At 65.3% G+C, this 13,282-nt stretch carries 17 protein-coding genes and 1 other RNA gene; 12 read left to right on the top strand and 6 right to left on the bottom strand.

Features of this window, described 5'->3' with window-relative positions; translation table 11 throughout:
• Positions 1 to 48: 48 nt before the first annotated feature.
• The gene (locus CS1BSM3_RS00375; RefSeq protein ID WP_072384994.1) at positions 49 to 753 is read left to right on the top strand and encodes a class II aldolase/adducin family protein; all 705 of its coding nucleotides are present in this window, start codon (positions 49 to 51) and stop codon (positions 751 to 753) included.
• 7 nt (positions 754 to 760) lie between these two features.
• On the opposite strand, the gene CS1BSM3_RS00370 is transcribed toward CS1BSM3_RS00375, so the two are convergent.
• The 3 genes from CS1BSM3_RS00370 to ssrA form a co-directional block, all read right to left on the bottom strand.
• The gene (locus CS1BSM3_RS00370; RefSeq protein WP_083528140.1) at positions 761 to 1,531 is read right to left on the bottom strand and encodes an SDR family NAD(P)-dependent oxidoreductase; all 771 of its coding nucleotides are present in this window, start codon (positions 1,529 to 1,531) and stop codon (positions 761 to 763) included.
• Between the two features lie 126 nt (positions 1,532 to 1,657).
• Positions 1,658 to 2,368, bottom strand: a complete 711-nt coding sequence (locus CS1BSM3_RS00365) for an SspB family protein (RefSeq protein WP_072384992.1) — start codon at positions 2,366 to 2,368, stop codon at positions 1,658 to 1,660.
• 67 nt (positions 2,369 to 2,435) lie between these two features.
• Positions 2,436 to 2,839: a transfer-messenger RNA gene (ssrA, locus tag CS1BSM3_RS00360) on the bottom strand.
• A 90-nt stretch (positions 2,840 to 2,929) separates the two neighbouring features.
• Here ssrA and CS1BSM3_RS00355 point away from each other — a divergent pair.
• Complete coding sequence (locus CS1BSM3_RS00355; RefSeq protein WP_072384991.1) at positions 2,930 to 3,685, top strand: CPBP family intramembrane glutamic endopeptidase; 756 nt, start codon at positions 2,930 to 2,932, stop codon at positions 3,683 to 3,685.
• Here CS1BSM3_RS00355 and CS1BSM3_RS00350 read toward each other — a convergent pair.
• On the bottom strand, positions 3,670 to 4,179 hold the full coding sequence (locus tag CS1BSM3_RS00350) for a GNAT family N-acetyltransferase (RefSeq protein ID WP_072384990.1): 510 nt from the start codon (positions 4,177 to 4,179) through the stop codon (positions 3,670 to 3,672). The two genes, CS1BSM3_RS00355 and CS1BSM3_RS00350, sit on opposite strands and share 16 nt — an antisense overlap.
• Before the next feature lie 427 nt (positions 4,180 to 4,606).
• Between CS1BSM3_RS00350 and cysS the strand changes: the two genes are divergently transcribed.
• The 5 genes from cysS to CS1BSM3_RS00330 are packed head-to-tail and all read left to right on the top strand — an operon-like array spanning position 4,607 to position 7,824.
• Positions 4,607 to 6,088: a cysteine--tRNA ligase gene (cysS, locus tag CS1BSM3_RS00345; RefSeq protein ID WP_072384989.1), complete on the top strand. Its 1,482-nt coding sequence runs from the start codon at positions 4,607 to 4,609 to the stop codon at positions 6,086 to 6,088.
• On the top strand, positions 6,085 to 6,525 hold the full coding sequence (locus tag CS1BSM3_RS00340; RefSeq protein WP_072384988.1) for a VOC family protein: 441 nt from the start codon (positions 6,085 to 6,087) through the stop codon (positions 6,523 to 6,525). Before cysS ends, CS1BSM3_RS00340 begins: the two co-directional genes overlap by 4 nt.
• Complete coding sequence (locus CS1BSM3_RS00335) at positions 6,522 to 7,007, top strand: GFA family protein (protein WP_072384987.1); 486 nt, start codon at positions 6,522 to 6,524, stop codon at positions 7,005 to 7,007. The genes CS1BSM3_RS00340 and CS1BSM3_RS00335 overlap by 4 nt, the downstream gene beginning before the upstream one ends.
• Positions 7,004 to 7,126: a hypothetical protein gene (locus CS1BSM3_RS28750; protein ID WP_280174700.1), complete on the top strand. Its 123-nt coding sequence runs from the start codon at positions 7,004 to 7,006 to the stop codon at positions 7,124 to 7,126. The genes CS1BSM3_RS00335 and CS1BSM3_RS28750 overlap by 4 nt, the downstream gene beginning before the upstream one ends.
• 5 nt (positions 7,127 to 7,131) lie before the next feature.
• Entirely contained in the window at positions 7,132 to 7,824 is a 693-nt protein-coding gene (locus CS1BSM3_RS00330) for an alpha-isopropylmalate synthase regulatory domain-containing protein (RefSeq protein WP_072384986.1), read from the top strand.
• Between the two features lie 2 nt (positions 7,825 to 7,826).
• On the opposite strand, the gene CS1BSM3_RS00325 is transcribed toward CS1BSM3_RS00330, so the two are convergent.
• Positions 7,827 to 8,957, bottom strand: a complete 1,131-nt coding sequence (locus tag CS1BSM3_RS00325; protein ID WP_072384985.1) for a PA0069 family radical SAM protein — start codon at positions 8,955 to 8,957, stop codon at positions 7,827 to 7,829.
• A gap of 58 nt (positions 8,958 to 9,015) precedes the next feature.
• Positions 9,016 to 9,522: a GrpB family protein gene (locus CS1BSM3_RS00320; RefSeq protein WP_072385226.1), complete on the bottom strand. Its 507-nt coding sequence runs from the start codon at positions 9,520 to 9,522 to the stop codon at positions 9,016 to 9,018.
• A gap of 65 nt (positions 9,523 to 9,587) precedes the next feature.
• On the opposite strand from CS1BSM3_RS00320, the gene CS1BSM3_RS00315 reads away from it, so the two are divergent.
• The 5 genes from CS1BSM3_RS00315 (at position 9,588) to ruvA (ending at position 13,279) form a co-directional block, all read left to right on the top strand.
• On the top strand, positions 9,588 to 10,277 hold the full coding sequence (locus CS1BSM3_RS00315) for a TIGR04283 family arsenosugar biosynthesis glycosyltransferase (protein WP_072384984.1): 690 nt from the start codon (positions 9,588 to 9,590) through the stop codon (positions 10,275 to 10,277).
• Between the two features lie 114 nt (positions 10,278 to 10,391).
• Entirely contained in the window at positions 10,392 to 11,390 is a 999-nt protein-coding gene (locus CS1BSM3_RS00310) for an MBL fold metallo-hydrolase (protein WP_072384983.1), read from the top strand.
• 94 nt (positions 11,391 to 11,484) lie between these two features.
• A complete protein-coding gene (locus CS1BSM3_RS00305) occupies positions 11,485 to 12,084 on the top strand; it encodes a TIGR04282 family arsenosugar biosynthesis glycosyltransferase (protein ID WP_072384982.1) in 600 nt (199 codons plus the stop codon).
• Between the two features lie 35 nt (positions 12,085 to 12,119).
• Complete coding sequence (gene ruvC, locus CS1BSM3_RS00300; protein ID WP_072384981.1) at positions 12,120 to 12,647, top strand: crossover junction endodeoxyribonuclease RuvC; 528 nt, start codon at positions 12,120 to 12,122, stop codon at positions 12,645 to 12,647.
• A complete protein-coding gene (ruvA, locus tag CS1BSM3_RS00295) occupies positions 12,644 to 13,279 on the top strand; it encodes a Holliday junction branch migration protein RuvA (RefSeq protein WP_072384980.1) in 636 nt (211 codons plus the stop codon). Before ruvC ends, ruvA begins: the two co-directional genes overlap by 4 nt.
• Positions 13,280 to 13,282: the final 3 nt, after the last annotated feature.

Genomic DNA, 13,282 nt, shown 5'->3' with positions numbered 1-13,282 from the left:
CCTCGCGTGGCAGGCTATCGGGTCGCGGTCAGGATTGGGAGTCGCATCATGGCGCGTGAGATCGGGAGAGCGGTCGGGGCGGGCAGGCGGGCCCCGCAGCGCGGGACGGCCGAGCTGGTCGCGCGCCGCGGGGTCGTCGATACCGCCCTGGCCATGAGCCGCGGGGGATTGTCGCCCGGCCGTTCGGGCAATGTCTCGGCGCGCTTCGAGGATAGTTTGCTGATCACGCCGAGCGGCCTCCCCTATGACCTCATCACACCGGCCGACATCGTGCGCGTCAGGCTCGATGGCCATGTCCCGCCCGGACAGCAGGCGCCGTCGAGCGAGCTGCTTTTTCATCTGGCCGTCTACCGGTCCCGGCCTGATGTCGGTGCGGTCGTCCACTGCCATTCGATGCACGCGACGGTGCTCGCCTGCGCGCGCCGGCCGATCCCGGCATTTCACTACATGGTGGCCGTGGCCGGTGGCGATGACATCCCGCTGGTGCCCTATGCGACCTTCGGCAGCGAGGAGCTCGCCCGTCACGTGGCCGACGGCCTCGCTCACCGCAATGCCTGCCTGATGGCCAATCACGGCCAGATTGCCGTCGCGGCGAACGGTCCCGAGGCCTTGGCGCTCGCCGAAGAGGTCGAGGTGCTGGCTGAGCAGTACGTGAAAGTGCTCATGCTCGGGACGCCGCACGTCCTTGCCCGGGATGAGATGGCGCGCGTGCTCGAGCGCTTCTCCACCTACGGCCGGAACGGGAAAGCATGACTGGGCCTCACCCCCAAGGCGGCTTGATCCAGTTGAAGAGGTCGATGCCGCCGTCGACGACGAGCGTCGTGCCCGTCACATAGCCCGCGAAGCGGTCCGAGAGCAGCGCCAGCGCGGGGCCGGCGAGGTCGGCCGCCGTGCCGAGCCGTCCGAGCGCGATCTTGCCGCTGAAATCATAAGCTGCCGCATTGAAGCCGCCGCCCGGGATGGCGCCCGGCGCGATCGCATTCACGCGGATGCCGGCCGGCCCGAAGTGGCGCGCAAGCTCGCGTACGACCATGGTCTGACCGGCCTTGGCGGCGGAGTAGTGCGGCAGGTTGCGGGGCGTCTCGGCGTGGAGCGAGGTGATGAAGAGCAACCTTCCCTTCGTGCCGCGCGCCTGCATGGCACCGGCAATCTCGCGGCCGAGGAAGTAGCCCGAGCGCACATTGACGTTCTGGAAGGCATCCCACGTCGCCTCGCTGACGGCTGCAGCGTCGTCCACCTCCTTGCGCGGCGGGCAGGCCGAATGCACGAACATGTCGAGCGGCGTATTGCCGATGCGGTCCAGCAGATCACGCCAGCCGTCCGGCGTCGAAAGATCGGTGGCGATGGCTTCCGCCTTCCCGCCTGCTGCCGTGATCGTCGCCAGCGTCGCCGCATTGCGCTCGGCATCAACATCCGCGAGCAGGACCTTCGCGCCCTCCGCGGCGAGCGCCTCGGCAATGGCGCGGCCGATGTTCGAAGCAGAGCCGGTGACGAGCGCGCTTTGTCCGGTGAAGAGCCCGATCGGTGCCATGCTGGCCTCCATTCGCTTCGGCGCGCCGTGTCTACACGCGCTCCAAGAGCTAAAAAATTAAGCCCGCTCGGCTCATGTGCCGAACGGGCTGAAATTGCACTCCGGTCGCATCGCGAAAGACGCGCCTCAAGGCTTCTTGCGGAAGCGATCGAGGCTGATCACGTTGTCCTGTGTCGGCGTCCCGTCGTCCGGGGCATCGGCATCGCCATCCACGCCCGTCGTAATGGGTACGAGCGCAGCGTGTGGGCGCGCAGCCGGCTCGGCGCGTCGGCCCTGTGCCCCTTCCGTCATCTGCTCGTCGCCGACCGGAACGGCCTCGTCTTCCTTGTCGGAGCGGGTACGGCGCGGCGGGCGCTTGCGGTCGCCCGGGCTCGGACGCCCGGATGCGCGGCCGAGGCCCGGCACACCGGTGATCTGGCCGGCAATGCCGCTCTCCTCGTTGAGACCAACGACGCTGCCCGTTCCTTCGCGCGTCGCGCCGGCCTCGTCGAACTGGAGGCCGTACGGCACGCTCGGATCGAAGAAGACCTTGATCGCATCGAACGGGATGACCAGCCGCTCGGGGATACCGTCGAAGGTCAGCTTCACCTCGAAACGCGCGTCGGTGACGATGAGCTCCCAGAAACGATGCTGGAGCACGATCGTCATTTCCTCAGCGTATTTACTCTTGAGGCGCTTCGAGAGCACCACGCCCGGATGGCGGGTGTCGAAGGCGATATAGAAGTGGTGATTGCCGGGAAGCCCGGTCTTCTGTACTCGCGACAGCACCGCGCGCACGACGCCACGCATGGCCTCTTGCGCCAGAGCGTCGTAATCGATGTCATGCTCTGCCGTCATGCTACATCAGTCTTCGCACGAGCCCGCACAGTGTGCCTGCATGCCACCCGCATGGAGGCGAGAAGTAAGTGGAGGGCTTCTGTTGCCCGGTGCCCTCCGAACCGCGCCTGCCGTTGCTAGACGACAGGGCTTCAAGTTCAGACTATTCCAGCCGCATTACGCAGCGAGAGCAGCCTCAGCATAGTTGTCGTTGGCAACTATTCTGGTGACCCGATAACGGCGGTATCATGCCGGGCAAAAGAGCACCCTTTACACCCTCGTCGATCCTATTTCGCCCCCATCAACAGACCACGGGCACTTCGGTTCCCCTGGCGGGTGCCACGGCCGTGGCCTGAACCTTCGTGGGCTGATGGTGGAGGCGCCGGGTACCGCCCCCGGGTCCGAAAGGCTTATTCCGATGTCCATTTATCGCCATAGCCGGACGAATCCGGCACCCTCAATATAGGATGGCCTTTGACCAAATGAAAGCGCGCTCAGCCACACGTGTGGACGGCGCGCAACGACGCGCGTTCAAATTCGCGTGGTAAAGCGCTCAGGCACCGTGACCGGAGAAACACGACTTTGGCAAACCCTCTGCTGGCGGGACCGCCTCGCTATACCGCACACAGTGCCTGGCCGCCGCTGGTCGCTTTGGTCGCGGCAGTTGTCGCCCAGGCGGGGCTGCAACTGCTCGGCGGCGTGCTGGGGGCCTACGTGGGCGGCGGCGATGCTCAGCTCATATCCGGCATACCGGCGGCGAAGCAGTTGCTGCTCGCCGTGCTCGTCTTCCTGGCGCTCTCCCAGGTGGGCGTAGTCGCATTCGCGTGGTGGGGGGCGGGCCTTTTCGGAGGCGAACGGCGCGCCGTGCTGCAACTCCAGCGTGGTGCTCCCAGCGTGCGCGATGTCGTCGCCGCTCTTGTCGGGCTGGCACTCGTCCTGGGCACTTACAATGCCCTCGTCTACTTGATCCGCCCGGACCTCTTCATGTCCGACGTGGCGCCATTCCGGCCCATGCTCGAGGCGCCGCTCTGGCCCGTGACCATGCTCGCGGTGGGCATCGGGGCGCCGCTTTCGGAGGAGTTTCTGTTCCGCGGCTTCCTGCTCTCGGCCCTCGCCCGCTGGCGCGGCGGCTTCTGGCCTGCAGCGCTCCTGGCGAACGCCGTATGGACCAGCTTCCATTTCGGCTACTCGATTGCGGGCGTGCTCGAGGTGTTCGTTGGCGGCCTTTACCTGTCGTGGCTGCTCTGGCGGACGGGCAACCTCTGGATGCCGATCATCGCGCACGCCGCGACGAACATCTTCTTTCTGGCGGTCCTTGCCCTCTATCCCTTGCCCTGAGCGCGCCAATCTGCCCGCTCCAGGCGATAGACGTAGCAGTCGTCCTCGCCGAACAGGCGCCGCTCGATGCGGCGGAAGCCCATGCGCTCGTAGAAGCGGTGCGCGCGTGTGTTCGCGACGAGCGGATCGATCAGGACGGCTGTGACTTCCGCTGGCGCGAAGCAGCGCACGAGGGCGAGATGCATCATCTCCGTCCCGTAGCCGCGCCCGAGGTCCGCGGCATCGCCGATCCAGATGTCGATGGCGCGTAGATCGGGTGCGATATCACCCCAGTAGTGGCTTTCCTCGCGTGCCGGGTCGATGATCTGCAGCATCCCGATCGGGCGGTCGCCGATCTCGGCGATCAAGAATTCGCGCCAGTCGACCTGACGCGGTATTTCCGCGGCCCAGTCGTACATGCCATCGTCGCTGCCCGTCGCGTCAATGACGTGCGCCTGCTGGTCCCAGGCTTCGAGCGCAGGCACGTCGGCAAGCGTGGCAGGGCGAAGTTTCATGGGCGCTCCCTTGCAGGCGGATATGGCGGCAGCAGGACGGCGGCGGTCGAATTTGTCATTGTCGCGCAACGTGACTTGACGCGATGGCTGCGACCACGGATAAGGTGCGCCCCATGAAACGGTACGCGCAAAACCCCGCCGTCAACAATTGTTGCGGCATCCTGAACATTACGGGCTAGCATTCGCGCTGGCGCGGCCGCGTTTCTTTGCCAGAAATCCCGAGCACAGAGACCTTCCCGCCAGCCTTCTGGTGGCCCGATTCCGAAGTTCGCCAGATCTCGGCGCTGGTGTTCCGAGCGAACTTTGGAATCGAAAGGGACACCAGAATTATAGTCTTGCTAGTGTGATTCAGATCGAGAAATCCGCTCACTACCGTGCCGCCTCATAGGGCGAATTTCTCGATCATTACACTATGCCGAGGTGCGGTATGACGCTCACGCTCTACAATACCCTGACGCGGCGCAAGGAGCCGTTCCAGCCGATCGATCCCAAGAACGTACGCATGTACGTCTGCGGGCCGACGGTCTACGACCTCGCGCACATCGGCAACGCGCGGCCCATCATCGTTTTCGACGTGCTCTTCCGGCTGCTCCGCCATCTCTATGGCGAGGCGCACGTCACCTACGCGCGCAACATCACGGACGTCGACGACAAGATCAACGCGCGCGCCGTCGAGCGCTATCCCGAGCTGCCGCCGACCGAAGCCATCCGCAAGCTCACCGAGGAGACGACGGCGCAGTTCCACAAGGACATTGCCGGGCTCGGCGTGCTGGAGCCGACCGTCGAGCCGCGCGCGACCGAGCACATTGCCGAGATGCGCGCACTCTGCGACGCGCTGGTTGCGAACGGCCATGCCTATGTCGCCGAGGATCACGTGCTGTTCTCGGTCAGCTCCATGCCGGACTATGGCCGTCTCGCGCGCCGTTCGCTCGAGGAGATGGAGGCCGGCGCCCGCGTGGATGTCGCGCCCTACAAGAAAGGGCCGATGGATTTCGTGCTCTGGAAGCCCTCGAAGCCCGGCGAACCGGCTTGGCCATCGCCTGCGGGCATTGCGACGCCGGGACGGCCCGGCTGGCACATCGAGTGCTCGGCCATGGCCGATCGCTGGCTCTGGGAGGAGCCGCGCGTGCGCGGGCTTTTGTCCGAGGCGGGCCTGAAGCAGCCGCATGTTTTCGATATCCACGGTGGTGGCATCGATCTCGTGTTTCCGCATCACGAGAACGAGGTCGCGCAGTCGCGCTGCGCTCACGGCACGCGCGTGATGGCCAATGTGTGGATGCACAATGGCTTCCTGCAGGTCGAGGGCGAGAAGATGTCCAAGAGCCTCGGGAATTTCGTGACGATCAATGAGCTGCTCTCAGGATGGCGCGGTCAGAGATGGCATGGAGAGGCGCTGCGATTGGCAATGCTCAGAACACACTACCGTCAGCCAATAGACTTCACTGAAGAGAGCTTAAGGGAGGCCACAAGAACACTGGATTATTTGTATCGCAAGCTTGGTGAGACTCGTTTGGAGCCGTGGGCGAAGCCTGAATACCGGTTCCAGGACGCGCTTCTCAATGATCTGAACACGCCTGAGGCCGTTCATTGGATCATCAATGAAGCAACGTATGCAAATCCGGATAGCGGAGATGGGTTTCCAAATCAGGAATTGAAGGCCAGTGCGAACCTACTAGGGCTCCTCAACTCAACTGCCAGCGAGTGGGCCGCTTGGCACAGTCGGGCCGGCAACATCGACGTCAAGCATGCGGAGGACTTAATCGCCGCCCGTCTCGCCGCGCGCAAGGCGAAGAACTGGGCCGAGGGCGACCGCATCCGCGACGAGCTTGCCGCCATGGGCATCCAGCTCAAGGACGGCAAGGACCCTGCTACCGGAGAGCCGGTCACGACGTGGGAGGTCAAGCGATGACCACCACATCCGATTTCCCCTTCATGCGTGCGATGCCCGTGCTGGACTGCTCGGACATGACAGCGACCATTGTCTTCTGGCGCGACAAGCTCGGCTTTGACGGCGCGACCTGGGGCGAGCCACCTACATTCGCGATCATGCAGCGCGGCACGGCTTCGATCGCATTTGCGCTGATGCCGAAGGACAAAGTCGCAGTCAGCCGCAATTGGGCTGCCTACCTCTACGTGAAAGATGTCGATGTGCTCTATGCCGAGTACGAGGCGCTGGGCGTTGAGCTTCCGCATCCGCCCGAGACGCGGGTCTACAACTGCCGCGAGTTCGTCGTCGACGATCCTGATGGGCACGTCATTGCCTTCGGGCAGGTGTTGAACCCCGATCCGCTGGGGCCAGGGCTCGGCAATCGCGTTGGTCGCGATCGAAAGACGGCGCCGCCATGAGCGATCAGGCCCACACCGGCGGATGCCAATGCGGGGCCGTGCGCTTTCGCGTGACGAAGCTCGGCCGCGGCTCGATCTGCTTCTGCCGCATGTGCCAGAAGGCGACGGCCGGCCTCGGCGGTCTGCTGATCACGGCCGAAGAGTTCGCATGGACGCGCGGCGCGCCGAAATATTTCGTCAGCTCCGATGTCGCGCGGCGGGGTTTCTGCGGCGACTGCGGTACGCCGCTGACATTCGAGAGCGGAGGCGCCGTCGATCTCTCGATCGTGGCCTTCGACCGCCCTGCCGACGTGCCGCCGACAATCCAGCTCGCTGCCGAGGCGCGCATTCCGTGGGGTGACCATCTCAATGCGCTGCCGCCGCGACCCGAGAGCCCCGCAATGGCCGAGCGCTATGCGCGCGTCGTCTCATATCAGCATCCTGATCACGACACGGATGCATGGGAAGCGCGCACCCGCGCTGCGACGGAGCCGCATCAATGAACGACAAGCATCCTGAACGGCCGCCCTTCCGCAAGCATCCGCTCTATTATCCATTCATCAAGATCGTTGTGCTTGCCTGCGGTATCTATTTCGCTCTGCGCATCTTCGGAGTTCTCTGAGCGCCATGTCCACGGAGAAACGCGCCGCTGGCGCGGTTGACGAGCTGCAGATGTGGGGGCGGCGCGTTGCAGCCAAGCTCAGTCGTCACCGCAAGCGGCTCGACATTCATTCCGAGCTCGAGCGCCTGGACATCAGTCTCGAAAAGGACGATCCGCGCGTCGTGCACATCGGCGAAGAGCTCAGGATGCGCGAGGCGCGCGGCTATGCGTACGAGGGAGGCGATGCGTCCTTCGAGCTGCTTGCGCGCGGCCTGATGGGGCAGGTGCCGCAGTATTTCTCCGTCGACAGTTTTCATGTGATCGAGAAGTGCTGCACGGATCATGGGCGCCCGACGACCGTGTCCGAGGCCTCGGTGCGCGTGCTCATCCATGGAGACCACGAGCCCGTATGGTCCGTCGCGGAAGGCCCCGGGCCGGTCTGCGCGCTCGATCAGGCCTTGCGCGAGAACCTCGGTCCCTATCAGCCGCACATCAGGGATTTCGAGCTCGTCGACTACAAGGTTCGTCTCCTGAGGGGCAGTCCCGGGCCTGTAACGCGCGTCCATGTGGAGAGCCGTGACCGTACGACCGGCGAGCATTGGTTCACGGTCGGCGTCTCTGCCAACATCGTCGATGCCATCTTCGAGGCGCTGGTCGACGCCATCAACTACAAGCTCCTCAAGAGCAACGCCGAGGTCGCACACGCACTTGCGAGCTGATCTCAGAAAAGGCGCATCTGCCCTCCCTTGGGGACGGGCGGCGTAAACAGGTCCGTCCGCAGCTTCAGTGAGCGCTTGTTGAGCCCCAGGCGCTGGCACGCGAGGCGGAAGCGCAGCCCGATCTGCTGGGCGTAGGGCCCTGTCCCGCGCTGGCGAATGCCGAATTCGGAGACATAGTCGCGCCCGCCGTGCATGGAGCGCAGGATCGAGATCACGCGCGCGGCGCGATTGGGGTGATCCGTCTCGAGCCACTCGCGGAAGAGCTCCTTCAGCTCCAGCGGCAGGCGGAGCACGACAAAACCGGCTTCGCGCGCGCCCGCTTCGTAAGCTGCTTCGAGAATGCTCTCGATCTCGTTGTCATTGAGGGCGGGGATGATCGGCGCCGTCAGGACTGCGACGGGGATGCCGGCTTCGCTCAAGCGCCGGACGGCCTCGAGGCGTTTCGGCGGCGTCGCGGCGCGCGGCTCCATGCTGCGCGCGAGCTGGCGATCGAGCGTCGTGATCGAGATTGCTACCCTCGCCAGACCGCGCTCGGCCATGCGGGCGAGAATGTCGATGTCGCGCACGATGCCCGCCGATTTGGTCACGATGCCGACCGGATGTGAGGTGCGGTCGAGAACCTCAAGAATGCGCCGCGAGATGCCGCGTTCGCGCTCGGCGGGTTGGTAGGGATCGGTGACGGCGCCGAGCGCGATGGTCTTCGGCACATAGTTGCGCCGCGCGAGCTCCTGCTCGAGGAGCTCCGGCGCGTTGACCTTGGCGTAGATCTTGGTCTCGAAGTCGAGGCCGGGGGAGTGGCCGAGATAGGCGTGCGTCGGGCGGGCATAGCAGTAGATGCAGCCGTGCTCGCAGCCGCGATAGGGATTGATCGACTGGTCGAAGCTCAGATCGGGGCTGTCGTTGGTCGCGATGATGCTCTTGGCGTGCTCGTCCATCACGTCCGTACGGAAAGCGTCGAGCGTTGCCAGCGTCTCCCAGCCGTCGTCAAAGGCCTCGCGCTTGCCCTCGTCATAGCGGCTCGAACGGTTCGAGCGCGCGCCACGGCCGCGCCGCCGCTCGGCATCGGGCTTCAGATCCGCTCCCTCTGCAGGCGCCAACTCGGTCTCGATAATGTGCTCGCGATCGTCCCGCATGGCACGTCCTCTTGGACACGCAACCTACAGAGGACCGTACCAGCAGGATGAGAACATATCAAGAACATTCGGCGCCGTGCAGCACGCTCGTGATGAACGCGTTCTTGGCGGCGCGATAGTCGTCCATCGGATGGCCGTCGAACTGACGTTTCAAGGCATTGTAGCGGGTCAGCAGGTCGGGATCGCGCGCCAGCGCCTCGGCGAACGTGTGGAAGAAGTCGCCCGGAGCCCTGATGACCGTCAATTGCACGCCGAGACGCGGGCTCGTGCTGTCGCTCTCGAAGCTCGAGAAGGTGTCCGAATGCGTTGAGCCCGTGTTCCGGTCAAAATGCGCGGCAAGAGCCGCGTCCGCGCCCGCAAAATCAGCGGCCTCCACGCGCACGACGATGTCGAGATCGCCCTTTGTGAGGCATCCGGGGATGGCGGTCGCGCCGATGTGGCGGATGTCTGCCGAGGCGGGGAGCAGCGATCGCAACATCGCCTCCATTCGCTCGAAGAGATCCTGCGCCGCCGCGCTAGCGAGCGCCGGGTCCGGATGGAGCGAAAAATCTGGTTCAACGGACATGCCGCGAGCTGTACCAATGGCACCGGCGCCCAGCAAGGCAGGGCTCGTGCTCGGAACTGCTGTCGATGATTTCGGTCGTCATTCCAACGCTCAATGCCGAAGGCGGGCTTGCAGCCTGCCTGACGGCGATCGTTCCGGCGGCCGTCGAGGGGATGGTGCGCGAGGTCATCGTCGTCGATGGCGGGTCGAGCGACCGGACGCTCAAGATCATCGAGCAGTCGGGCGCCGAGCTCGTGCGCTCGGGCCCTGGACGAGGCGAGCAGCTTGCGGCGGGCGCGGCGCGGGCGCGCGGGCCCTGGCTGCTTTTCCTCCATGCCGATACCGTCCTCGAGCCGGGATGGGAGCGCGAGGTGTCGGCGCTCATGGAGCGGATCGACAGCGGGAGACGGCGTCCGACGGCGGCGGCGTTCCGCTTCGCGCTCGACGATGACGGTTTTCGTCCGCGCACGATCGAGATGGGCGTTGCGCTGCGCTGTGCCCTTTTCCGTCTCCCTTATGGCGACCAGGGCCTGCTCATTCCGAGGCAGCTCTATCAGCAGGTGGGTGGTTACAACCGCCTGCCGCTCATGGAGGACGTGGATCTCGTCCGACGCATCGGCCGGCGCCGCATGACCTTGCTGCGGACGCACGCCGTGACGAGTGCGGCGCGATATCAGCAGGATGGGTATGTGCGGCGCAGCGTGCGCAATCTCTCGTGCCTCGCGCTCTATTTCCTCCGTGTGCCGACGCGAATTATTGCGCGCCTGTACGGATAGTGTGCTGCGCCTTCAACACTGCGTGAGGGCCATTGGTCATCTAATTGTGCGGAAGCGCGCTTAGCATGATGATAGAGCCGGGCGGGCTTCAAATCTCATTGGGAGGACTGGCTAATGTATGACCTAACACGTCGCAGCTTCGTCATTTCGGCTGCGGCTGCCGGAGCTGCGCTCGGGCTCGATGGCCCTCTCGAAGTTTTCAGTTCCGCAGCGCATGCGCAGGGAAGCAATCCGATCGGCGCGCCGCAGGCGTTGGTCGATCAAGGTTTCGCCAAGTTCAAGGTCGGCTCGATCGAGGTCATCCAGGTTTATGATGGCCATTGGGAGAAGGCGCATGATCCGGGCTTCGTCCGCAATGCCTCGCTCGACGAGACCAAGGCGGCGCTGAAGAAGGCCGGTCTCACCGACGCCTTCGTGCCGATCTCCTTCACCGTCACCGTTGTGCGCGTCGGCGGGCGGACCATCATGTTCGACTCGAGCACGGGCGGTCAATTGGCCCCGACCGCGGGCAGTTTCGTCGCCAAGAATCTCGCTGCTGCCGGCGTTCAGCCCAGCGACATCTCCAGCATCGTCGTCACGCATTTCCACGCGGATCACATCTGGGGCCTCATGGCCAAGGAAACGAACGCGCAAGTCTACCCGAACGCCGAGATCATCGTGCCGGAGGCCGAGTACAAGCACTGGACAGCGCCGGAGCTGATCGAGAAGGTGCCGGAAGGGGCCCGCGGCGCTATTCGGCGCATCCAGGCGACGCTGCCGACGTGGAAGAACATCAAGCAGGCGGCGGCGGGCACCGAGGTGATGTCCGGCGTGCGCTCGATGGCGACGTACGGCCATACGCCAGGACACACATCCTATGTCGTGTCCTCGGGTAGCGACTCGCTCATCGTCGGTGGCGACGTGACGAACATCGCCGCGCTCAATCTCGCCAATCCGGGCTGGCATCTGGTCTTCGACAGCAACCCGACATTGGCCGAGGAGAACCGCCGCAAGCTCTATGATCAGGTGGTCGCCGACAAGTCGGTCATCACCGGCTACCATTGGGGCTTGCCGGGTGCCGGCACCATCCAGAAGGATGGCAACGGCTACGCCCTCGTGCCCGCGGCGGTCTGATCGACCGGCGTGGCGCGCGATGCGCCTTCGCCGACACACACATTGCGAGGCGCTGCCCAAACGGGCGGCGCCTTTCGCGTGCCGCCTTGTGATCATGGCGAAGGTGCCTGTCGCCGGCCGGGTCAAGACGCGGCTCGCGCGCGAGGTCGGCATCGTCGGCGCGACGATGTTCTACCGCCATGCCATGCGCGGTGTGATCGCGCACCTGGCGCGCCAGCCCTTCTGGCGCACGGTTCTCGTCATCGATCCCGACAGCGGGGTTTCGAGCCGGATGCTTCCCGGCGGAGTGACGCGCGCCGGCCAGGGACGCGGCGATCTCGGCGTCCGCATGCAGCGGCCGATGCGGATACTGCCGCCCGGGCCGGTCTGCCTCATCGGCACCGACGTGCCGGATATTTCAGTTGCGGACGTGCGCCGCGCTTTTCGGCAGCTCGGCGATCATGATGCGGTCTTCGGCCCGGCGGAGGATGGCGGTTTCTGGCTGGTCGGCCTCAAGCGCAGGCCGCGCGTGATCGATCCCTACCGCGGGCGCGTTCCCTGGTCGCGCCCCGACACGCTCGAGCGGACACTGGCGAACCTTTCGGGGTTCCGCGCGGGTTTTACCAAGCGCCACCACGATGTTGATTCCGCTGCCGATCTCGCCCGCAACAGGGGGCGCTACGCACGCCGCGTCCCGCCGTTGCCCTCCTGCTAACGACCGTCGCGTTCGCTTGTGCTATCGCCGAAGACATGACGGGGCGACTGATTCGCATCATCGGCATTGATCCGGGCCTTAGGCGCACCGGCTGGGGCGTGGTCGACAGCGACGGCGTGCGGCTCGTCTATATCGCGAGCGGGCATGTGACGTCCGACGCCGAGGACGATCTCGCCTATCGCCTGCGCGCGATCTTCGAGGGGCTTTCGAGCGTCATCGCGTCCTTCAAGCCGCACGAGGCCGCGATCGAGGAGACGTTCGTCAACGACAACGCGCGCGCCACGCTGAAGCTCGGACAGGCGCGCGGCATGGCGCTGCTCGCCCCGGCCGTGAAGGGCCTCGCGATCGCCGAGTACACGCCGAACCTCGTCAAGAAGTCCGTCGTCGGCGCCGGCCACGCCGAGAAGCGCCAGATCCAGGCCATGATCGGCTTCCTGCTGCCCAAGGCGCGCTTCGAGAGCGCCGATGAAGCCGACGCGCTCGCGATCGCCATCTGCCATGCCAACCATCGCACGAGCCCGGCCGCGCGCGCGGCGCGGGCCTTGCGGGAGGCCGCGAAATGATCGGCAAGCTCAAGGGACTTGTGGACGCGATCGGCGAGAGCCACTGCATCATCGACGTGAACGGCGTCGGCTACGAGGTGCAAGCCTCTGCGCGCACGCTCAGGAACATGGAGATCGGCCAGCCGGTGACGCTCGTGATCGACACGCACGTGCGCGAGGATGCGATCCGGCTCTTCGGGTTCACGAGCGAGGTCGAGCGAAGCTGGTTCCGCACGCTGCAGAATGTACAGGGTGTCGGCTCGAAGGTGGCGCTCGCGGTGCTCGGTACGCTCTCGCCGCATGATCTCTCGAACGCGATCGCGCTCGGGGACTGGGCCTCCGTCGAGCAGACACCGGGTGTCGGCAAGAAGCTCGCGCTGCGCATTGTCGCCGAGCTGAAGGACAAGGCGCCGGCGCTGGCCGTTGCCGGGCTCCATGTGCCCGCTGCGGTCAACGGTGCCGGCAAGGGCGCACGCGAGGCTTCGGCATCCGGCGACGGGCACGCGACCGCCGAGGCCATCTCCGCATTGACCAATCTCGGCTACAACCCGGCCCAGGCCTCGCAGGCCATTGCGATTGCCGCACGCGATCTCGGCGCCGAGGCGGATACCGCGAAGCTCATCCGGCGTGGGTTGAGAGAGCTGGCGCGGTAGCTG

Source organism: Hyphomicrobium sp. CS1BSMeth3 (assembly GCF_900117415.1).
Lineage (GTDB): Bacteria > Pseudomonadota > Alphaproteobacteria > Rhizobiales > Hyphomicrobiaceae.
The sequence above is the reverse complement of the archived record's forward strand: the minus strand, read 5'-3'. Positions and strand labels throughout refer to the sequence as shown.